General features: G+C 56.8%; 19 protein-coding genes. 9 read left to right on the top strand and 10 right to left on the bottom strand.

Annotation, left to right across the window (positions count from 1 at the left end; genetic code table 11):
- Positions 1–101: 101 nt before the first annotated feature.
- The 3 genes from C0V73_RS04840 to C0V73_RS04850 all read left to right on the top strand — a co-directional run bounded on the left by C0V73_RS04840 (position 102) and on the right by C0V73_RS04850 (position 3,007).
- Positions 102–1,085, top strand: a complete 984-nt coding sequence (locus C0V73_RS04840) for an aldo/keto reductase (RefSeq protein ID WP_102018817.1) — start codon at positions 102–104, stop codon at positions 1,083–1,085.
- A gap of 15 nt (positions 1,086–1,100) precedes the next feature.
- Entirely contained in the window at positions 1,101–2,090 is a 990-nt protein-coding gene (locus C0V73_RS04845; protein ID WP_102018818.1) for an aldo/keto reductase, read from the top strand.
- Between the two features lie 89 nt (positions 2,091–2,179).
- Entirely contained in the window at positions 2,180–3,007 is an 828-nt protein-coding gene (locus C0V73_RS04850; protein ID WP_102018819.1) for an SDR family oxidoreductase, read from the top strand.
- Positions 3,008–3,113: 106 nt separating this feature from the next.
- Here C0V73_RS04850 and C0V73_RS04855 read toward each other — a convergent pair whose 3' ends face one another.
- Positions 3,114–3,485, bottom strand: coding sequence for a nuclear transport factor 2 family protein (locus C0V73_RS04855; RefSeq protein ID WP_102018820.1), 372 nt, complete (start codon positions 3,483–3,485; stop codon positions 3,114–3,116).
- Positions 3,486–3,616: 131 nt separating this feature from the next.
- Between C0V73_RS04855 and C0V73_RS04860 the strand changes: the two genes are divergently transcribed.
- Entirely contained in the window at positions 3,617–4,516 is a 900-nt protein-coding gene (locus C0V73_RS04860; RefSeq protein WP_102018821.1) for a LysR family transcriptional regulator, read from the top strand.
- 16 nt (positions 4,517–4,532) lie between these two features.
- On the opposite strand, the gene C0V73_RS04865 is transcribed toward C0V73_RS04860, so the two are convergent.
- The 9 genes from C0V73_RS04865 to C0V73_RS04900 all read right to left on the bottom strand — a co-directional run bounded on the left by C0V73_RS04865 (position 4,533) and on the right by C0V73_RS04900 (position 14,524).
- Entirely contained in the window at positions 4,533–6,044 is a 1,512-nt protein-coding gene (locus tag C0V73_RS04865; protein ID WP_102018822.1) for a Na+/H+ antiporter, read from the bottom strand.
- A gap of 199 nt (positions 6,045–6,243) precedes the next feature.
- On the bottom strand, positions 6,244–6,708 hold the full coding sequence (locus C0V73_RS04870; protein ID WP_102018823.1) for a nuclear transport factor 2 family protein: 465 nt from the start codon (positions 6,706–6,708) through the stop codon (positions 6,244–6,246).
- 137 nt (positions 6,709–6,845) lie between these two features.
- Positions 6,846–7,433 (bottom strand): NAD(P)H-binding protein, encoded by a 588-nt coding sequence (locus C0V73_RS04875; protein ID WP_102018824.1) that lies wholly within the window; start codon positions 7,431–7,433, stop codon positions 6,846–6,848.
- A 72-nt stretch (positions 7,434–7,505) separates the two neighbouring features.
- Positions 7,506–7,646, bottom strand: a complete 141-nt coding sequence (locus C0V73_RS23030) for a hypothetical protein (protein WP_172450020.1) — start codon at positions 7,644–7,646, stop codon at positions 7,506–7,508.
- Positions 7,647–7,696: 50 nt separating this feature from the next.
- Positions 7,697–8,578, bottom strand: coding sequence for an SDR family oxidoreductase (locus C0V73_RS04880; protein ID WP_210200148.1), 882 nt, complete (start codon positions 8,576–8,578; stop codon positions 7,697–7,699).
- Positions 8,579–9,049: 471 nt separating this feature from the next.
- Positions 9,050–9,247 (bottom strand): hypothetical protein, encoded by a 198-nt coding sequence (locus C0V73_RS04885; protein ID WP_102018826.1) that lies wholly within the window; start codon positions 9,245–9,247, stop codon positions 9,050–9,052.
- Between the two features lie 322 nt (positions 9,248–9,569).
- Complete coding sequence (locus C0V73_RS04890) at positions 9,570–10,301, bottom strand: TetR/AcrR family transcriptional regulator (RefSeq protein WP_143708304.1); 732 nt, start codon at positions 10,299–10,301, stop codon at positions 9,570–9,572.
- Positions 10,302–10,307: 6 nt separating this feature from the next.
- A complete protein-coding gene (locus C0V73_RS04895) occupies positions 10,308–13,415 on the bottom strand; it encodes an efflux RND transporter permease subunit (protein WP_102018828.1) in 3,108 nt (1,035 codons plus the stop codon).
- Positions 13,415–14,524, bottom strand: coding sequence for an efflux RND transporter periplasmic adaptor subunit (locus tag C0V73_RS04900; protein ID WP_102018829.1), 1,110 nt, complete (start codon positions 14,522–14,524; stop codon positions 13,415–13,417). The genes C0V73_RS04895 and C0V73_RS04900 overlap by 1 nt, the downstream gene beginning before the upstream one ends.
- 97 nt (positions 14,525–14,621) lie before the next feature.
- On the opposite strand from C0V73_RS04900, the gene C0V73_RS04905 reads away from it, so the two are divergent.
- From C0V73_RS04905 to C0V73_RS04925, 5 genes are all read left to right on the top strand, one after another.
- Entirely contained in the window at positions 14,622–15,212 is a 591-nt protein-coding gene (locus C0V73_RS04905) for a TetR/AcrR family transcriptional regulator (RefSeq protein ID WP_102018830.1), read from the top strand.
- 357 nt (positions 15,213–15,569) lie between these two features.
- Positions 15,570–16,832, top strand: a complete 1,263-nt coding sequence (locus C0V73_RS04910; RefSeq protein WP_102018831.1) for an extracellular solute-binding protein — start codon at positions 15,570–15,572, stop codon at positions 16,830–16,832.
- Between the two features lie 55 nt (positions 16,833–16,887).
- Positions 16,888–17,769: a sugar ABC transporter permease gene (locus tag C0V73_RS04915; RefSeq protein WP_102018832.1), complete on the top strand. Its 882-nt coding sequence runs from the start codon at positions 16,888–16,890 to the stop codon at positions 17,767–17,769.
- 4 nt (positions 17,770–17,773) lie between these two features.
- Complete coding sequence (locus C0V73_RS04920; RefSeq protein ID WP_102018833.1) at positions 17,774–18,625, top strand: carbohydrate ABC transporter permease; 852 nt, start codon at positions 17,774–17,776, stop codon at positions 18,623–18,625.
- 47 nt (positions 18,626–18,672) lie between these two features.
- Positions 18,673–19,809, top strand: coding sequence for an ABC transporter ATP-binding protein (locus C0V73_RS04925; RefSeq protein ID WP_102018834.1), 1,137 nt, complete (start codon positions 18,673–18,675; stop codon positions 19,807–19,809).
- Positions 19,810–19,812: the final 3 nt, after the last annotated feature.

Raw genomic sequence — 19,812 nt, forward strand, 5'->3', positions numbered from 1 at the left:
TCAATGCGCCTAAACAGCATTATCACCAAGAACTATCTACAGAGAACGCAAAGGATGTACCGCGTTGCGGACAGGTGTTGCCAACAAGAGGAGTGAAGACCGTGGAACAGCGCAGGATTGGAAACCTAGAGGTATCATCGCTCGGCCTGGGTTGTATGGGGCTCAGCTTCGGTTACGGCCCAGCAACAGAAACCACAGACGCCATTGCCCTTATACGAGCGGCCTTCGAGCGTGGCGTGACCTTCTTCGACACCGCGCAGCTCTATGGTCCCTTTATCAACGAGGAAGTCGTCGGCGAAGCGCTTCAGCCGATAAGGGATAAAGTCGTCGTCGCTACGAAGTTCGGCTTCGAGCTGCCAAGCCCGGATGGTAACCAGCACCTGAACAGCCGTCCGGACTATATCCGGCAATCCGTAGAGGCATCACTGAAGCGACTGCGAACCGACGTGATCGATCTTCTCTATCAACATCGCGTCGATCCCAACGTTCCAATCGAAGACGTGGCAGGAACGGTGAAAGATCTGATCACCGAGGGTAAGGTCAAGCACTTCGGTTTGTCTGAAGCCGGAGCGAAAACAATCCGCAGGGCCCATGCCGTTCAGCCATTAACCGCGCTCCAAAGCGAGTATTCGCTATTCTGGCGCGATCCGGAGAAAGAAATCATCCCGACGCTTGAGGAACTTGGCATCGGATTCGTGCCGTTCAGCCCACTCGGCAAAGGGTTCCTGACCGGAAAGATCGACGAGACAACAACCTTCGGTAAAGGCGACTTCCGCAACGTGGTTCCACGCTTCCAGGCCGAGAACATCAAGGCCAATCAGGGACTGGTTTCAGCCTTGACGAAGATTGCCGAAGCGAAGGGTCATACCCCAGCCCAGATCGCCTTGGCTTGGCTGCTGGCCCAAAGACCATGGATCACGCCTATCCCGGGGACGACCAAGCTTCACCGCCTGGAGGAAAATCTCGGCGCAGCGCGTATCGCACTGTCCGACGAGGATGCAGCGGAAATTACTGACGCTTTGGCGCACATCGACATCATCGGTGACCGCTACCCAGCCCACCTGCAGTCCCGTGTCGGTCGCTAACCACAGGAGAGATCCATGAAGGTGAGGAAACTCGCTGACCTTGAAGTCTCTGCTCTTGGCCTTGGTTGCATGAGCATGAGTGCGCTCTACGGCCCACCTGCTGACAAGGCAGAGATGATCAAGCTGATCCGCTTCGCACATGACAAGGGCGTGACCTTATTTGATACGGCAGAGGCTTACGGTCCATTCTTGAACGAGGGGCTCCTCGGTGAGGCGGTCGCCCCGATCCGTGATCGCGTCGTCATAGCAACCAAGTTCGGTTTCGACATTGACCCTGAAACGGGCGAGCGCCGAGGCGGAACCAACAGCCGACCGGACCACATCAAAACCGCCGTGGAGGGCATGCTCAAGCGCCTGAGGACAGACCGGATCGATATGCTTTACCAGCATCGTGTCGACACCGCAGTTCCGATCGAGGACGTTGCGGGGGCCGTCAAGGATCTGATTGCAGCGGGAAAGGTCAAGCATTTCGGCCTGTCCGAGGCGAGTGTCACGACAATCCGCAAAGCCCATGCCGTCCAACCCCTGACCGCCGTACAGAGCGAGTATTCGCTGTTCTGGCGCGGGCCGGAAGTCGAGCTCCTTCCCGCCCTCGAGGATCTCGGCATTGGCTTCGTCCCGTTCAGTCCGCTGGGTGCCGGCTTCCTCACCGGCAAGATCGACGAGAACACCAGGTTCGATGCGACGGACTTCCGCAACACTGTTCCACGCTTCACGCCAGAGGCGCGCAAAGCGAACTTTCTCCTGGTCGACGAATTGAAGAAGATCGCGGAGACAAAAAACGCGACGCCGGCGCAAGTTGCGCTTGCATGGCTATTGGCTTGCAAGCCCTGGATCGTGCCGATCCCTGGAACGACGAAGCAGCATCGCCTTGAGGAAAATGTCGGCAGCGTCGACGTGGAACTCTGTGAAACTGACATGAATGTCATCAACACCGTTTTGGGTTCCATCAGGATCGTTGGCGACAGACTGCCGGAAGCAGCTCTGAAAATGACGGGTCGCTGAAGCGCAGTGTCATGCCCGTGGGTCCGTTCCCATGCCGCTTTCGTCGAACGCTGTTTAGAAGATTTTTTTGTCAGAAGAAGGATATCATCATGACTAGTGTCACTGTCGTCATCGGTGCTGGCTCGATCGGCCAAGCAATCGCACGCCGGGTGAGCTCGGGCAAACATGTGCTGCTGGCCGACCTCAAACAGGAAAACGCGGACGCCGCAGCCAAGATCTTCAGCGAGGCTGGCTTCGAGGTCAGTACGACAGTGGTGGACATCTCTTCACGAGCGTCGGTGCGCGCCCTCGTCAGCAAGGCGACGGCAATCGGCGACGTCACTGGGGTTGTTCATGCCGCAGGTGTCTCGCCATCCCAGGCTCCACCTTCGGTGATCTTGCATGTTGATCTCTACGGTACGGCGGTCGTTCTGGAGGAATTCGGCAATGTCATCGCCGACGCTGGCTCCTGCGTGGTCATCGCATCCATGTCTGGCCACCGGCTCCCAGCCCTTACCGCCGACCAGGACAGGCTTTTGGCGACCACACCAGCCGAAGACCTTCTATCATTGCCGATGCTGCAGCCAGATGTCGTAACCGATCCGCTGAATGCCTATCAGATCTCCAAGCGCGGCAATGCTCTGCGGGTCAAAGCGGAAGCGGTTCGATGGGGCAAGCGTGGCGCACGGGTCAACACCATCAGCCCCGGCATCGTGATCACCCCTCTTGCGAAGGACGAACTGACGGGCCCCCGGGGCAAAGGCTATCGCCGGATGCTTGATCTTTCGCCAGCAGGTCGCGCGGGAACCCCCGACGAGATTGCAGCTCTCGCTGCTCTCTTGATGGGGCCAGAAGGTGCCTTCATCACCGGTAGCGATTTTCTGATTGATGGCGGCGTTACCGCGTCCTACTTCTACGGAGATTTGCAACCAGAGTAACGAATGGCCGGGGTCTCAGCTGGTGGACACGCAGCCATCCGCTTGACGGGAGGTTACGCTAACAGCGATCAGGCAAGAAGAGCCGCAATCGTGGGATCGGGGCCCCTCACCAGATAGAAGCGACGGCGCTTTCGGCAATCCAACGTCCCTGTTCGAGCACATAGTTCATTTCAAGCTGGAGCCGCCACACGTTGCGGCTCCCATAGACCTGAGCATCGGTCAAAGTGCGCGCAACAAGCGCTGCATGCCCGTCGCCAACCGTCACCGAAACAGACTTCACATCAATGCCGTAGTAGATGAACTGGCCGAGGCTCATTTCCTGGAGCCAGTCGCCGAGACTTTGCACGTAACCCGTGATGTGTCTTAGCGTGAAGTTCGGTGCAGTGAGGGACCGAAGCTGCTCAGCATCTCCCGTCAGCATCGCATCCTTAAAACGAGCAAATGCCTGCTCTACTTCGCGCGTCTGCACGCTATCCATATCAAATCCCACCGACGTGTTTGCGAAATCCTCATTTCACCGGTTGGTCCGGCATCACGGAAGAGATAGCCGATTTCGTTCAAGACGATTATCTGCTAAATGGTGATCAGATAGATATGAGCAGATAATAAATGAGACACGACGAGCTTGGCGATCTGATTGTGTTCTTGACCGTTGCGGAAGAGCGGAGCTTTACCCGCGCAGCCGCTCGGTTGAATACGTCGCAATCAGCCTTGAGCCAGACAGTCAGGCGCTTGGAGGAACGACTTGGCATTCGCCTTCTCAATAGAAGCACTCGTAATGTGAGCCCCAGCGAAGCGGGAGAGGAGCTGGTTGCGACCCTTCGTCCTGCAATCGCCGATATTGACGCACAATTGGCAGCCTTGTCTCGGTTTAGAGAAAAACCGGCTGGCTTGGTCAGGATCACGGCCGGTCAGCATGCCGCCGATACAATCTTATGGCCGGCTGTCGAGCGCATTCTGCCCCTTTATCCCGATATCAAGATCGAGCTGTCGATCGATAGCGCACTGACCAATATCGTTGAAGAGCGGTTTGATGCAGGAATACGGCTCGGTGAGCAATTGGCGAAGGATATGATCGCCGTGCGGGTTGGGCCAGACATGCGGATGGCGGTGGTTGCGACACCGGCATATCTTGAAGCGCACGGCCGTCCTGAGACACCCAATGACCTGACGCAGCATTCATGCATCAATATCAGGCTTCCAAGTGCCGGCGGGCTCTATGTTTGGGAGTTCGAGAAGGATGGCCATGAGGTCAATGTCAGGGTCGATGGGCAGTTTCTGGTGAACGACATGTATACCAATGTGCGAGCGGCCGAGGCCGGGATCGGGATGGCCATTACCATGGAAGATCTCGTTCGGCGCCAACTCGAAGAGGGGAGCCTTAAGCGGGTGCTTGACGACTGGTGCCCGCCTTTTTCCGGGTACCACATCTACTACCCAAGCCGCAGGCAGCAATCCCCCGCGTTCGAAGTCTTGCTGAAAACCCTGAGGCACAGACCAAACGTCTAGCGATTGGCCATGCATTCTAGCGGCCACCACTCAGTTCGAACCAGTCAAGTTCTTCTTCGATCTGACGGTAGGCTTCATCCCCAATTGTGCCGCTGTCACGCAAAGCGTCGATCGCCCCACGCGCAGCCTGAACCATGGCCTGGCGCATGGACTTCATGTCGCCATCCGTATCGTCGGGATCTGATCCATGCGAGACGTAGATCGCATCATACTTGTGCTTCAGGGCAGCAACTGCCGGGCCTTGAAAACGCTTGAGGCCATCCATTGCCGCGCGTTTTGCCACACTCCGGGCCAGATCAATTTCGTCTTGACCATCGCCATCCCGACGCATGTTCAACCACGTCAAGAGCGGCTTTAACGTCAGCCCCTGGACGACCAGCGTCCCGAGAACGACGACAAAGGCCGTGAGCAAGATGAAGTCCCGGTATGGGAAGCCTTCCGGCAGCGCAAGCGCTGCCGCGAGAGTTACAATACCCCGCATTCCTGACCAGCCCACCACAATAGCTGCTTTGAGGCTCTCCGCAGGCGTTGCGAAGCTCGAGGACACTTGGGGAAAGGCACGGTAGGTGAGGACCCAAACGAGCCGCACCACTATGACTACGGCAAGAATGGCAAGGGCGGGGCCGATCATAGAGGTCAATCCGCCCGGCTCGATCGAGTTTAGAACGGACCGCAACTGCAATCCGACCAGCAGGAATGCGAGGACGTTCAAAACAAATGTCACGGTTTCCCAGGTCGCGAATGAGCTCACCCGAACGATCGCCGGTATCGCTGCGCTCGACGCCCTCGCGGTCGTCAATCCAAATGTAACGACAGTGATGACACCTGAAAGGTGCAGCCGTTCAGCCAGCAACCAGACCCCGAAGGTAGAGACGAATTGCAGGATAGTGGCACTGGCGACATCCTCGACACTGCGAAGAACACTTCCGATAAGTTTTGCAAGGAACCAGCCGGCAAGAGCGCTGCCAAAAGCCACAAGGACGAAAGCAGGGACTGCGTCTGTGACGTCAAAGCCACCCGCAGCAACTGAGGCGACAGCCAGCCGGTAAATCAGCAGGGACGAGGCATCGTTGAGGAGACTTTCGCCCTCAATGACGGTTCGAATACGCCGCGGAGGTTGCACCTGCCGCATGACCGCCAAGGCGGCAACTGCATCCGGTGGCGCAAGCAAGGCGCCAAGGGCAACGGCGGCAGCCCAGGGCATGTCCGGGATGAACCACTTGGCGGTTGCCGCAACGGTTATGGTGGTCAAGCCGACGGCCACCACGACAAGTGAAAACACCGGCCGCCAGTTACGACGCAGATCCCGCAACGACATGTCATGGGCTGCATCGAGTAGGATCGGTGCCACGAAAAGAGCAAGGATCAGATCCGGCGGTAAGCTGATCGACGGCAAATCCGGCATCAAGGCAAGCCCTGCCCCTGCTGCTGCAAGAAGCGTCGGATACGGTAGCCCAGCCCGCTGTGCCAGCATGGAGAGCAGTACTGCCCCAAGCATCATCGCCAGAAGTGTTTCAAAGATCAGCATGCAACGCCCCATCTGCGGTCAAAGGACCTGCCCGCCAACCGAGTCAACGTTCGAGCTTCATCGTCCCGAGCCCTGCCAGGTTGTAGCCATTCTCGTTACGAACCCAACATAGCGCGGCTGACGCCGTCCTTTGAATGCACAGGTTGCCGGGCAAGATCGGCTGCCCAGCGTCGATCAGGACCTTTTTTCGATTGTCGACTCAGGCCGGCGTGAACGGGTGCATATCGCGCCACGTAAAGCGTGCAACGCGCTTTGCGATCAGCCATTTGCCGTCTTGGCGAACATAGCTGTCGTTGTAGATGACCCCGTTCGAGTTGCGCACCTTGCTTCCACCTTGGCTGGAAATCAGCTCGACCGTGCAATAGTGAACGGCCGTCGCTTCGTCGCCCTTGATGTCCGCCACGAACTGGCCGTTCATATGGTAGATTGCCTCGAAGCCGGCGAGAAAAGGCGTCCAGCTCTCTTCGATTTGCTTGCGACCCTTCAAAGGTGGAAGGGGCGTTTCTCCGAACCAGGTTTCCACAATCCCATCTTCGGTGAACAGAAACGTCTGTTCACGAACCTTCCGGTCGTCGGCAAGATTCGAAAATGTATCAACCAGTCTCTTGAGTTCGGCGATATCTTCCAGATACCGGATGCGATCTTCCAGACTTGCGGCTGCCATTGCTGTCTCCGATTAAAGTGGCCTTGGATACAAGCATGTTAAGGGGCGGGCTCACAGCCGATAACCCGCCGCGAGCTTCATGAGGTGATATCTGCTGCTAATAGATGCGACGGTCCCGCAGCGCGGATCAGCTCGCATCACGCAGCGTGCACACCGAGGCTCTCCCGACTGGCAAGACCTGCGTTCGTTGCGAGCAGCACAACAAGATCAGCTACGCTCTTGCGGGAAACCGTCTGATCCTTGTTAACGAAAGGCTGACCTTTAGCCGTGGTCCCATAGGCGATCTCGTCGCGATTGTTGAGCCATGCAGGACGAATGATCGTGTAATCGAGATCCGAAGCCTCGATTACATTTACGGAGTTCCGGTAGGGATCGAGGACTGAACCATGCCGTTCGCCAGGCACTTCATCGTAGATGCCCATCGAACTTATGAAGATCAGGCGCTTGATGCCGCTGACCTTCATTGCGCTCACGATGACACGCGCCTGTGTTTCCATGTCTCCCGAAAGATTCGCGTACACGACGTCTTGACCGGCCATAATAGCCTCCAGCCTCTCCCGGTCCGTCACGTCGCCATCGACGACAGCGACACGGTCTGAAGTCACTTGAAGACGTTTGGCGTTGCGAAGATAGAGCGTGAGATGAGCGTCTGTCCGCTCAAGCAGCAGCTTCGTTGCGACACGGGCAATTTGGCCATTGGCACCGAGGATGAGAATTCTCGTCATGGGAACTGGATCCTATGTGGGCCGGCGAGTGGCCGGCCCGATGGTTTCATCTGTTGGAAAAAATTGCAGCTGTCAGGGAAAGCAGGAGAATGTCATGGCCTCTGCTTCAGCGACCGTCTTTTGGCTGGGTGATGCTCCGTAAATCGAGGCGAAGCTCATGATACCGAAACCAATCTCGGACATCTGCAGCCCGCCGAGTGTGCATGGCTTCATGATCAAATCCTATGATCGCCAAATTGTGCTCAAACGCGGATATGCAAGCATCAGCCTGGGGTGGGCAGCTTGCCAGCACGCATTGCGGCGATGACGCCACCGTCGATCAACAGGTCGCTACCGGTAATGAAACCGGCTTCCGGTCCGAGGAGATAAGCTGCAGCCAGCGCGATCTCATCCGGCGGCGCCATGCGTTTGGAGGGGGAAGCCTCCACCATGCCCCGATAGATGTCACCGATCGGCGAATCCAGCTCGTGCCGAGCGAGAGGCGTAACGATGATGCCAGGACTGATCGAATTCACGCGCGCGCCTTTTGCGCCCCAGCTCATGGCAGATGCCTGAACCCTAAGGTGGTTGGCACGTTTGGCCATCATGTAGGCAACGAGCGTGTTGGGAATTGCCTCGCCCTTCAGGAACGGTAGCTCAAGAAGTTCCTCGGTTGGCGTGAAAGCAAGCGCCTTATCCTGCTCCGGAGGCAAGGACGGCATCATGTGTCCGGCCATGGAAGAAATCACCAGTCCTGAACCGCCGGATGCAATCACGTGCTCGAACTCGTCAAAGACCACAGCCACGCCATAGAGGTCCACCTCCAGGATTTTGGCGACTGGCGCCATGTTGGGCGAAAGGCCTGCCGTGTTGACGACCTGCATGACGTTACCAAGAGACGCAGCGTAAGCCGCAAGTTCCCTGACGCTATCACGCGAGGCCACATCGACGGTCTTTGCTTCGACGGCGTAACTTGCTGAACGGAGCTCTTCGGCCGCAGTCTTGAGAACAGCCTCATTGAAATCTGCAAGAAGCACGGTCTTACCAATACCAAGACGACGGGCAATAGCCATCCCGATCCCGCCCGATCCAATGATGACGATAACATCTCTTTTCATCGTTCTTCCCTTCTGAATAATTCCGAGCAGAAAAGTAAGCGATGACATTCAATCCGATAAGGCACTGAAGCGCGATAGGATTAATACTTCAGGCTTATAAATTGCGTCGTCTGTACTAGGTCACCGTCTTGTCTTTCTCTTTCGGCGAGAAATGTGACGAGGCAACCGACTCCGGGCACGCGCTCCAGGACTGGTGATGCTTCAACGGTGCCGACATGTTGAATTGTTCCAGAATGGTGTCCGTTAAGAGCGAGCACGAATGAACGCAGCCGACAATTGTCGCGGCAGGTCTCAAATACGACAAAACGCTGCGTCGGAGCCGATAACGGAAAGGCGGGTCATCATGAACAGGCAGGGAAGCGACTTCTCAATCACCGCCACGCGCTTAAGCTTATGTCTCTGGCTCATACCTTGGGGGTCCGATTCTCAGGCACGTCACGAACGCCTAGAGTTCACAAAACCCAAACCAAACGATCTGCGGCAAGACCGGTATCGTTTAGGTTTTGGCATGCCACCCAGCTAAATGAGCTGTTGTGCCGCGTCAGGAACATCTTCCTTTCTGCGCGCGTGGTCTTCCGTGACTCTACGGATCAGATGACTGATCTGATGCGCCTCCAGACCTGGCCGGCGCTTTGTTTGCGCATAGGCAAGCGCATCCCAAATCATCTCAGAGGAACCAAACAGGGGATCACCAGATGGCTTAGAGTTTTTCATCATCCATTACTCCAATGCAAGGCCAAGCCAATAGGGAGCAGCAAGCCGCCTTCTCCCCGCTACGCTGGATGCCGATCAATCAGAAGCCATGCTGCACAATGCGCATGAAAATCACCCTTCATCGCCTTTGCAGCCGCCGTATCGATGAGGGTATTCAGTCTTCTTCGCAAAGATCGAGGAGGTAGATATGCGAGAACCTTTGCGACCATAAGCCGTCGAATGGTGATAGAATTCATATCCGTTGCTAATAGACGGAAGCCGTTGCCATGAGCTGCGCTTACCGTGACGAGACGGCTGCACAGCATTTGCGTATAAGCCCTACGCCTCATTTGCGGCCACTTGCACTAAGGTAGGCTAAAACGGGCTCTATCTGAGTGAGGGGACCAGGGATAAGGCTTGGAAACTTTAAGGCAGCCTCGGTCACCAAAGTTGGATGGATGAACACGATCACAGACGTTAGAACGCGCTGCGCAGCCACGGCTGGATCGGAGACTGCGAAGTGGCCGGTTTTCATCCCATCACTGATAATGGCCTCTATCAAAGCTAACACCTGCGAGATGTAGATGTGCGCGGCCTCCCAGTCTTTAGCGAATGCTGTTGCAAAGAGCTGTTGAATGTGAGGCTCGCACTCAATCATTGACGCCGTCTGCTCCACCAGTGAAATGATCGCGGCCAGGAGCGGCGCGCTGCCGTCAGTCTCGCATCTGGCCGCATCGCGTGCCCGTTCAAGAATGAAATGCGCATGCCGGGCGAAAACCCTCTGATCTAAGGCCTCCTTCGTCGGGAAGAATCGATAGATGTCTGCGCGACTCGTGCCGATCACACGTGAGATGTCTTCGATGGAGGTTTTTGCATGACCATAACGGCGAATGAGCTTCTCCGCTGCGTCAAGAATACCTTGCTGTTTGTGCGCACGGGCAGCGGAAATCCTGCCAGCAACAGAGCTCGTCTCTGCATCCAGGGGACTGGGTCGCTTTCTCTGCTTGAACGCCAGTGCATCCCAGATCATGGCAGACGAACCGAATAGCGGATCATTGGAGATTTTTGAGTTTGTCAATGTCCACTACTCCGCAGCAAGAGAAAGCTGGTGGGAGGTGGTCGTTTCGATTTCATCCGCCTCGCGTGTCGGCGGCTTGATCCGAAACCATGCGGCATAGAGTGCTGGCAGAAACAGCAGGATCATCACAGTACCGACAGCCGTTCCACCGATGAGAGTGTAGGCCATGGATCCCCAAAAGACCGAGTGCGTCAGCGGAATGAAGGCAAGAACCGCAGCGAGCGCCGTCAGGATGACCGGCCTTGTTCGCTGGACGGTCGCCTCGATCACCGCGTGATAGTCATCCAGCCCTGCAGCTTGGTTTTCCTTGATCTGCTCGGTCAAGATCAGTGTGTTGCGCATAAGGATGCCCGCAAGACCGATCAGTCCGAGAATAGCATTAAAGCCGAAGGGTTGGTTAAAGAGCAGAAGCACCGGAACAACGCCGGCGAGCCCCAAAGGCGCCGTCAGCATTACCATGGTCATCGTTGAAAGGCTTCTGACTTGCAGAATGATCACGATTAGCATGGCAGCGATCATCAGAGGGAAGACTGCGGCGAGCGCCGTATTCGCCTTAAGCGATTCCTCGATATTGCCGCCCATCTCGATACGGTAGCCGACGGGCAAAGATGCGATCAGCGGCTGAAGCGCCTCGCGAACCTGCATGGAGACTTCAGGTGGCTGGCTCGCTTCGTTGATATCGGAGCGGACAGTTATAACGGGCGTGCGGTCTCGACGTTTCATGACGGGTTCTTCGAAACGAACCTCGGCTTGCCCAATCTGGTCGAGGGGAACCGCCCTCCCCTCTCTCCCGATGAGGGAGAAGTTCGATATCTTGGAGGGATCAAGACGCGTATCTCCGCCGCTACGCGCTACAACGGCGACATTGCGAATGTCTTCACGAATCTGCGTGATCTGAATACCTGACAGTAGGAGCTGGAGCTGCTGCCCGGCCTCAGCCGGAGACAATCCAATCAGATTCAGGCGTTCCTGATCCGGCACGAATCGTAGGATGGGGGTGCGATTTCCCCAATCACGGTTTGCATCTCGCACGTCCGGCACCTTTCGCATGATTGCAAGTGCCTCTTCAGATATCTGATAAAGCTTTTCCGGATCGGGTCCAATGATGCGGAACTCGACTGGAAACGGGGTGTAAGGTCCGAAGACGAGCTGTGTTACGCGAACAAAGGCCTCCGGCGCGAGCCCTTGAGCGACGGCTTCGCGCAGCCGCGCCTTCAATACTTCGCGTGCCTCGGCATTTTCAGTCAAAACCACGATCTTCGCAAACGCCGGGTCGGGCAGTTCCGGAGACATTGCGAAGAAGAAGCGCGGCGCGCCCTGTCCCACATAACTGGTGACGATCTTTGTTTCCGGCTGAATACGCAGCCATTCCTCAAGTTTGGCGACGGTCTGCGTCGTCGTCTTGATGCTTGTCCCCTCGGGAAGACGCACCTCGACAAGCACCTCGGGACGATCGGATGTCGGAAAGAACTGCTGCTTGACCGAACCCATTCCAACCACGGAGGCGAGCATCAACACGACCACAACACCACAGGTCAGGAACTTGTGTCGCACCACATACTCAATCGTGCTGCGAAGCCGCCGATAATTCGGCGTATCGTAGATGGCGTGATGACCACCCTCCACTGGCTTGATATTGGGCAGCATCTTCACGCCCAGGTAGGGGGTAAAGATTACAGCGACCAGCCAGGACACGATCAACGAGAAACCGACGATCCAAAAAATGTTGCCCGCATATTCGCCCGCCGAAGACTGGGCAAAACCAACCGGCATGAGGCCGATAATGGTCACTACCGTCCCAGACAGCATCGGTGCAGCGGTGTGGCTCCAAGCGTAAGCCGCTGCTGCCACACGGTCCATTCCCTCTTCCATCTTCACGACCATGACCTCGATCGCAATGATGGCGTCATCGACAAGAAGACCCAGCGACAAGATGAGCGCACCAAGCGTGATACGGTCGAAGAACCTGCCCGTGTCGAGCATGATGATGAACACCACGCCGAGGGTAAGCGGGACGGCGAGCGCCACGACAATCCCAACACGCCAGCCAAGGCTGACGAGGCTAACGAAGAGGACGACGCCAAGCGCCATGGCGAATTTCAACATGAACTCGCCGACGGCTTCCTGGATATTGACAGCCTGATCACTCACCTTCTCAATGGTCATTCCGAGGGGAAGCGACTGCGCTATCTGGGACGATCGCTCTTCGAGTGCCTTGCCCAATTCTAGACCATTCCAACCCTTCTGCATGACGGCACCCAGCATGATCGCCTGTTCGCCATTGTGCCTGATGATGAAGGTTTCAGGATCCTGGTAGCCGCGTTGGACTTCGGCAAAGTCAGAGAGTCTGATGGTCCGGCCATTTGCCACGATCGGCGTATCTGCAACGGCCTGGACGCTGTCATAGGCGCCATCAAAGCGCATGAAAACCTGGGGACCGCGGGTATCGATGGTCCCGGCGGGCGTTACCGTATTGCGACGCTGGAGCGCCGCGGCCACGTCCTGCGGTGAAATGCCGAGCGTTGCGAGTTTGGGATATGAGAATTCAACGAAGATCTGCTCCGGCTGTTCGCCGAGAATATTGATCTTCTTGACGCCGGGCACATGCAGCAAATCCTGGCGGATCGTCTCGGCCTGACGAACGAGTTCGCGCTTGGGCATGCCCTGTGCTTTCAAAGCATAGAGCGCAAAACTCACATCGGAGTATTCGTCATTCACGAACGGCCCGAAAACGCCCTGCGGCAGATTGCGCGCCTCGTCGCTGAGCTTCTTTCGCGCCTGATAGAACTCATCCTCAACGAGGGCAGGCGGCGTGTTATCCTGCAGTGTCACCGTCATGTAGGCATAGCCTGGACGGGTCGTTGTCTCCACGCGATCGTACCAGGTGAGCTCCTGAATACGCTTCTCGAGCGGTTCAGCGACGAGATCCTGCATCTCTCTGGCGGTAGCGCCAGGCCACACGGTGGTGACGGTCAGCGTCTTGATCGTGAAGGATGGATCTTCCGCCCGCCCCAGCTTTAGGAACGCATAGACGCCGGCCGCCGCCAACAGGACAATGAAGAACAGCGTGACTGCCCGCTCTCTGACAGCGAGCGCAGAAAGGTTGAAAGTCATCAGTTTGCCACCTCTGCCGTCTCGACTTCTGTACGCACGGTGGCACCATCCCGAAGCAGATGTGCTCCAAGGGCAACGATCGTTTCGCCGGGTTTCAAGTTGCCGACGATTGCGGTTTCCTGGCCCAGGTTCTGAACCTCGACGTCGCGAAATCTCACCCTGGAGCTCAGCACATCCAGGACCCAAACGCCGGTTCGGCTCCCATCATCAAGAATTGCCCCAAGCGGAACTGCGGAGAGACCGCTGCTGGCGCGGTCCTGCACCGTCACGGTCACGGTCGCGCCCAACGGAGCCAGCGCAGCCGATCCTTGCAGTACCCATCGTGTCTCATAGGTTCGCGTTTGCTGATCTGCAGCATCAGAGATCTGCCGAAGAACAGCATCCTCTTCTCCCCTTTGACCGTAGACGATAGCGCTCGCTACAGAACCCAGTGCCGGGCGCATGGTCTCCGGCATCGAGATCAGCGCCTCTCGCGGACCGGCTTTTGCCAGCCGGATCACTGGCTGACCAGCCGAGACTACCTGTCCAGGCTCAGCCAGTGTCGAGACAACCGTCCCATCAACATCAGCGACGAGAAAGGCATAATTTACCTCGTTTTCAGCCACTGTAGCATCAGCTTTTGCAGCCGCCAGCTGAGCCCTTGCCGTATCAAGCGCCGCCTTCGATCGTTCATACTGCTGGGTCGAGGCTGCGTTCGATTTGACAAGCTGTGCAAAGCGCTTCTCATCAGCCTCTGCCTGAAAGAAGACGGCCTCAGCAGCCACGACCGCGTTGCGCCGTGCCGTTAAGGACAGATTAAGGTCAGTATTGTCGATACGCAGCAACGGCTGACCGGCCTTCACCTGTTCGCCAACGCCCACGAGACGCTCCGTGATCTTGCCCGGCACCCTGAAACCGAGATCGCTCTGCACCCTTGCCGCAATGGTGCCTGTAAAGCTTCGATTGAGAGGATCGGCTGGCTGCACGATCGCCAATCGAACAAGAGGCGGCAAACTGCGCGGGTCACCAGCCCCTACCTCGCTCTTGAAGGACGGGATGAGAAAAACACCACCACCACCAGCGGCGATGAGGATTGCGGCGGCGGCTGACAGGACTAACGTGCGCTTCATGAAGCGAGCCTTCTTGACGATGAGTGCGGATTACTTAGATTGCACTCTAACTCTAAAATCAATATAGATGTCAATCACAATCTAATTGGAGGCACTCATGCGTGTCAGTCGAGCCCAGGCAGAAGCCAACCGAGAAACCGTCATCAACGTCGCTAGTCGCCTGTTTCGCCAGCGCGGTTTCGACGGGATCGGCCTTAAAGAGCTGATGCAGGGCGCAGGCCTGACGCAGGGTGGCTTTTACAAGCAATTCGAATCCAAGGAGGATTTGGAGGTGCAGGCATCAAGGCGGGCGATGGAAGGCGCGATTACAAGATGGTCCGCAGCTGCATCTTCCAGTACCAACCCGCTTCAAGCCATTGTTGATCTCTATCTTTCGGCCGCACACCGAGGGGAGACAGGGGATGGTTGCCCGCTTGTCGCCCTGGGGGCGGATGCGGCTCGGCAAAGCGAAGAGGTTAGGAAACCCTTCCAAGACGGCATCAACGCACACCTTGAGGTACTTGAAGGGCTTCTTGCACAAGGAGAGGAACAGGCTGCCACCGCGCAGAAGGCGATGGCGATGCTGTCCATGATGGTTGGCGCCGTGACCTTGGCGCGCATCGTAACCGACGAGGCTCTAGCCAACTGTATTCTGGAAGCGGCCTCCGCGGAGGTAATGCTGCTTTCTGCCAACACCAGACAAGTCTGACGGGATAATTCAAGTCGATACTCCCCCATGACAGCAATTCCTGGGTTGTTGCGAAGCCGCTTCTTGTCCGCAAGGCAATAAAGCAGAAAGCACCCTGAAAATTGTCCGTACGAAGAGTTTGACCTTAAAATGACTGCGCCTCAGCCGGCACGGAACAAAGGCGCAGCCGTTTTGACGAGCGCGGAAACATAGTAAGGGCGATCGCGTCCTAGCATTCGCGCTTTGCGTTGAGCCTGGCGGTTGCGGGCAAAGCGAAATCCAATTAATTTATTTATTAAATTAATTGTTGACGCCGGATGAGAGCTATGGCTTTTTGCCAACGTCGGCCCTGGGAAAACCCGACGGAGGAGCAAAATCATGAAGTTTCTGAACAAAAGTTTCGAAATGTCGCGTCGTCACTTTCTAGCGACCACGGGCTCGGCCATTGCTGCCTCAGCCCTGTCGACGCCGGCCATTGGCCAAACCCGCGAACTGACCATCATTTCCAACCGTGGAAATGCTGACCAGCGCAAAGCGGTAGAAACCATTGCAGCTGCATTCGGCAAGGAAGCTGGCGTGACCGTTTCGGTCAACAACATGGACCACGAGGCGCACAAGACTGCCATTCGCAACTATCTCGTCACCAGCCCGCCGGATATCTGCTTCTGGTTCTCGGGCAGCCGGATGCGCTCATTTGTCACTCGCGGACTTTTTGAAGATATCTCCGATCTCGTTGCGCGCGAGAACTATGCCGATGTCATCGGCAATACGCTGGGCTCGGTCACCGTTGACGGTAAGCAATATGGCCTGCCGACCGGAGGCATCCTCTGGGGCCTGTTCTACCGCCAGGACACGTTCGACGAATTTGGCCTCACCGTGCCGAAGACATTCGACGACTTTTTCACGCTTGCCGAGAAGTCGAAGTCCTCCGGCCTGGTTCCAATGAGCATCGGCACCAAGGATCAATGGCCCTGCGGCGGCTGGTTCGACCACATGAACCTCCGCATCAATGGTCTTGAGCATCACATGGACCTGATGGCCGGCAAGATCAAATACACCGACGCTTCGCTCAAGGAGATCTTTGATCGCTGGGAAGCGCTGATCAAGGCTGATCTCTTTACGCCTAATCACACCTCGTTCGCTTGGGATCCGGCAGCGGCGGCACTTGTACAAAAGAAGGCCGCGATGATGGATCTCGGCAACTTCATCAAATATGCCTTCCCGGCTGAAGACCTGTCGCAGGTGCGGTTTGCGCCCTTCCCCGAAATCAAGGCAGGGATGGAACAGTTAGAAGACTTCTCGGTGGACTCTATCCACATGCCATCAGGCGCAAAGAACAAGGACGTGGCACGTGAGTTTCTCGCCTACTTCTACCGTCCTGAAAACCTGTCGGCCTATTTGCTGCCGGAAGGCAATGTGCCGGCCCGAAGCGACTGCGCGATTGGTGACGACCCGATCCTGAAGATGTCGGTTGACGCTTTGAAGAGCGTTAAGGGAACAGCGCAGTTCTATGACCGTGACAGCGATCCGGATCTTGCCCAGGCAGGACTGAAGGGGCTGCAGGAATTCATGGTAGCGCCGGAACGGCGTGACACCATCCTGGCCCAGATCGAACGCACCCGCGCACGCATCCACGGTTGACCCTCGTCAGTGCGGGCGGACACGGTTCGCCCGCCTCAACACCGGTAATAAACTCATGACAATTTGGTGGCGACGACACCGAAGCTGGCTCACGCCCGCTCTCCTTCTTGCACCGGGGCTCCTGCTGTTCCTGGTCATCATCGTGGCATCCTCGATCGAAACCTTCTGGGTTTCGTTCTTTGAATGGGACGGCATCGGTCAGAAGACGTGGATCGGGCTTGGCAACTATGTCGAGCTGCTAGACGACCCGCAGTTCTACACGTCGCTGAAAAACAACGTGATCTGGTTGCTGATGTTCCTGCTCGCCCCTCCAGCGGGGCTGGCGATCGCGCTTCTCGTCAATCAGAAGATTGCCGGAATGCGGCTGGCCAAGTCTTTGTTCTTTATGCCGCTTGTTCTTGCGGCCGTTACGGTTGGCGTCATTTTCAACTGGTTCTACGACCCGACCTTTGGTCTGCTTGCCATCATTTACAGCGCATTCGGCGCAACTGCACCTGCCCTTCTTTCCGACGAGCATCTCGTGACCTTCGCTGTCATCATCGCTGCTCTGTGGCCGCAGATTGCCTTTTGCCTGGTTCTCTTCCTCGCAGGCCTCAACAACCTGGATGAAGAACTGATCGGGGCCGGACGCGTCGACGGCGCGCGCGGCTGGAACATGCTGCGACACGTGGTGCTGCCACAGTTGACACAAGTGGCTTTCATTGCAGTTGCGATCACCTTGGTAGGCGCCTTGCGCTCCTTCGATCTCATCTCGGTCATGACGGCAGGCGGCCCGTTCGGTTCGTCCACGGTCCTCGCCTATCAGATGTACGAACAGTCGATCTTCTCCTACCGCTTCGGATATGGCGCAGCGATCGCGACCGTCCTGTTCCTGATCATGTCGGTGTTCATCGCCTGGTACCTCCGCGGCCTGATCAAGGCTGAGAAAGGGACATAAAGCCATGTATCCCCGCCCAATTCCCGAGACGCAAACCGCATCGCGCGTGCTCTACATGACGATGGTCTGCGTCATTCTAGTGCTTTGGCTGCTTCCTCTCTTTGCCATTATCCTCACATCCTTTCGTTCGTTCGAAGACGTGATGGCCGGCAATTACTGGGGATGGCCGACCGAGTTCAATCTTGTCGAAAATTATGCTGCCGTCTTCCAGCAGACGAAGATGCTGCAATACTTCATCAACAGCCTGATCATCACTGTGCCATCGGTCATCATGGTCCTGGTGTTATCCACGATGACGGGCTTCGTGCTGTCGCGATATCCGTTTCCCGGAGCGATGCTTGTGTTCGTGATCTTTGTCGGCGGAAATTTCCTGCCGCAACAGATCATGATGATCCCAATCCGCGACTTGATGGTCTCGCTTGGCCTCTATGACACATTCTTTGCGCTGATGGCGTTTCACGTTGCCTTCCAGACCGGGTTCGCCACACTCTTCATGCGCAACTTTATCGCTGCACTGCCGGCAGAACTCTTCCAGGCAGCACGGGCGGAGGGCGCCTCGCCCTGGCAGATTCTGATCCATATCGTTTTGCCTCTGGTACGGCCCGCGCTGGCAGCACTCGCGATCCTGATCTTCACCTTCATCTGGAATGACTACTTCTGGGCGATCGTGCTGACACAAAGCGACGCGGTGAAGCCTGTGACCGCAGGTCTCGCCAATCTGAAGGGTGAGTGGGTGTCGCAATGGAACATTGTGTCCGCTGCCACGATCTTTGTCGCCATTCCACCGGTCCTGATGTTCTTCCTGATGCAGAAGCACTTCGTCTCGGGCCTGACCATGGGCGCGGTCAAGGGATGACCGACCTTCCCCCGCTTTTCACTGACCAACTTGCAAGGGGCTGACCGATGAGCAGCGTCAAACTTGAAAACCTTCAGAAGCACTACGCAACATTTCAGGCGCTGAAGGATATCAATCTTTCGATCGACAAGGGTGAGTTCATCGTCATGGTCGGTCCCTCCGGCTGTGGGAAGTCGACACTTCTGAAGACGATTGCTGGCCTTGAGACGGTCACTTCTGGCACGCTTTCGATCGGCGGGCGCGACGTGACCCACGAAGAGCCAGGCGACCGCGGCATCGCAATGGTGTTCCAGTCATATGCGCTCTACCCGCACATGACGGTGGCCGAAAACATGGGCTTTGGCCTCAGAATGGCCAAACGGCCGCAGGCGGAAATCGACGCGGCAGTCAAGCGCGCTGCGGAGATCCTCAGGATTACAGAGCAACTCGACAAGCGTCCAAAGCAGCTCTCAGGTGGCCAGAGACAGCGTGTCGCCATTGGTCGTGCGATCACACGCTCTCCAGAAGTTTTTCTCTTTGACGAGCCGCTCTCGAACCTTGACGCAGCACTTCGCACGCAAATGCGCGTGGAATTGTCGACGCTCCATGCTCGCCTCGGCTCAACCATGATCTATGTGACCCACGATCAGGTCGAGGCGATGACCATGGCGACCCGCATCGTCGTTCTGAACAAGGGCGAAATCGAGCAGGTCGGCTCCCCGCTCGAACTCTACAACAACCCGAAAAATCTGTTTGTCGCCGGCTTTCTCGGCGCCCCACGAATGAACTTCTTCGAAGGTCGCGTCGCGAGCATCACTGATGCTGGCGTTACCTGCGCCATTGATGGGCTCCCGCCTGTCACCGTGGAAGTTTGGGATCCCTCTACGATTTCCGTCAATGACGCGATCACACTGGGTATTAGGCCTGAGAAGCTGGTCGTGGGCGGCACATCGTCCGTGAGTTTTCCAGCACGGATTGGGCTCATCGAGCATTTGGGACGTGAAACTGTACTCCATGCCGACGCATCGCCACTGAAGACCTCAGGCTCCGATACAGGCACGCAAAACATCACGGTGCAGGTACCACAAATCGTGCCGTTCAGCAGCAATGCGACGGTCTCTCTCGGCTTCGACATAGCCGATGCATATCTCTTCGGCCCTGATGGCCGGACCATGACCGCGCGCAAGCCGCTGCAAACCGTCTGAGTA

It is taken from the genome of Rhizobium sp. TH135, from assembly GCF_002855515.1.
GTDB lineage: Bacteria > Pseudomonadota > Alphaproteobacteria > Rhizobiales > Rhizobiaceae > Allorhizobium.

Excerpts from the sequence above, each read along its gene's own strand:
- C0V73_RS04865 (WP_102018822.1), bottom strand. The coding sequence starts at position 6,044 with ATGCTGATCTTTGAAACACTTCTGGCGATGATGCTTGGGGCAGTACTG.
- C0V73_RS04915 (WP_102018832.1), top strand. The coding sequence starts at position 16,888 with ATGACAATTTGGTGGCGACGACACCGAAGCTGGCTCACGCCCGCTCTC.
- C0V73_RS04880 (WP_210200148.1), bottom strand. The coding sequence starts at position 8,578 with ATGTCATCGCTTACTTTTCTGCTCGGAATTATTCAGAAGGGAAGAACG.
- C0V73_RS04870 (WP_102018823.1), bottom strand. The coding sequence starts at position 6,708 with ATGGCAGCCGCAAGTCTGGAAGATCGCATCCGGTATCTGGAAGATATC.
- C0V73_RS04855 (WP_102018820.1), bottom strand. The coding sequence starts at position 3,485 with ATGGATAGCGTGCAGACGCGCGAAGTAGAGCAGGCATTTGCTCGTTTT.
- C0V73_RS04925 (WP_102018834.1), top strand. The coding sequence starts at position 18,673 with ATGAGCAGCGTCAAACTTGAAAACCTTCAGAAGCACTACGCAACATTT.
- C0V73_RS23030 (WP_172450020.1), bottom strand. The coding sequence starts at position 7,646 with ATGAAGCCATGCACACTCGGCGGGCTGCAGATGTCCGAGATTGGTTTC.
- C0V73_RS04895 (WP_102018828.1), bottom strand. The coding sequence starts at position 13,415 with ATGACTTTCAACCTTTCTGCGCTCGCTGTCAGAGAGCGGGCAGTCACG.
- C0V73_RS04905 (WP_102018830.1), top strand. The coding sequence starts at position 14,622 with ATGCGTGTCAGTCGAGCCCAGGCAGAAGCCAACCGAGAAACCGTCATC.
- C0V73_RS04875 (WP_102018824.1), bottom strand. The coding sequence starts at position 7,433 with ATGACGAGAATTCTCATCCTCGGTGCCAATGGCCAAATTGCCCGTGTC.
- C0V73_RS04910 (WP_102018831.1), top strand. The coding sequence starts at position 15,570 with ATGAAGTTTCTGAACAAAAGTTTCGAAATGTCGCGTCGTCACTTTCTA.
- C0V73_RS04885 (WP_102018826.1), bottom strand. The coding sequence starts at position 9,247 with ATGATGAAAAACTCTAAGCCATCTGGTGATCCCCTGTTTGGTTCCTCT.
- C0V73_RS04920 (WP_102018833.1), top strand. The coding sequence starts at position 17,774 with ATGTATCCCCGCCCAATTCCCGAGACGCAAACCGCATCGCGCGTGCTC.
- C0V73_RS04845 (WP_102018818.1), top strand. The coding sequence starts at position 1,101 with ATGAAGGTGAGGAAACTCGCTGACCTTGAAGTCTCTGCTCTTGGCCTT.
- C0V73_RS04860 (WP_102018821.1), top strand. The coding sequence starts at position 3,617 with ATGAGACACGACGAGCTTGGCGATCTGATTGTGTTCTTGACCGTTGCG.
- C0V73_RS04900 (WP_102018829.1), bottom strand. The coding sequence starts at position 14,524 with ATGAAGCGCACGTTAGTCCTGTCAGCCGCCGCCGCAATCCTCATCGCC.
- C0V73_RS04850 (WP_102018819.1), top strand. The coding sequence starts at position 2,180 with ATGACTAGTGTCACTGTCGTCATCGGTGCTGGCTCGATCGGCCAAGCA.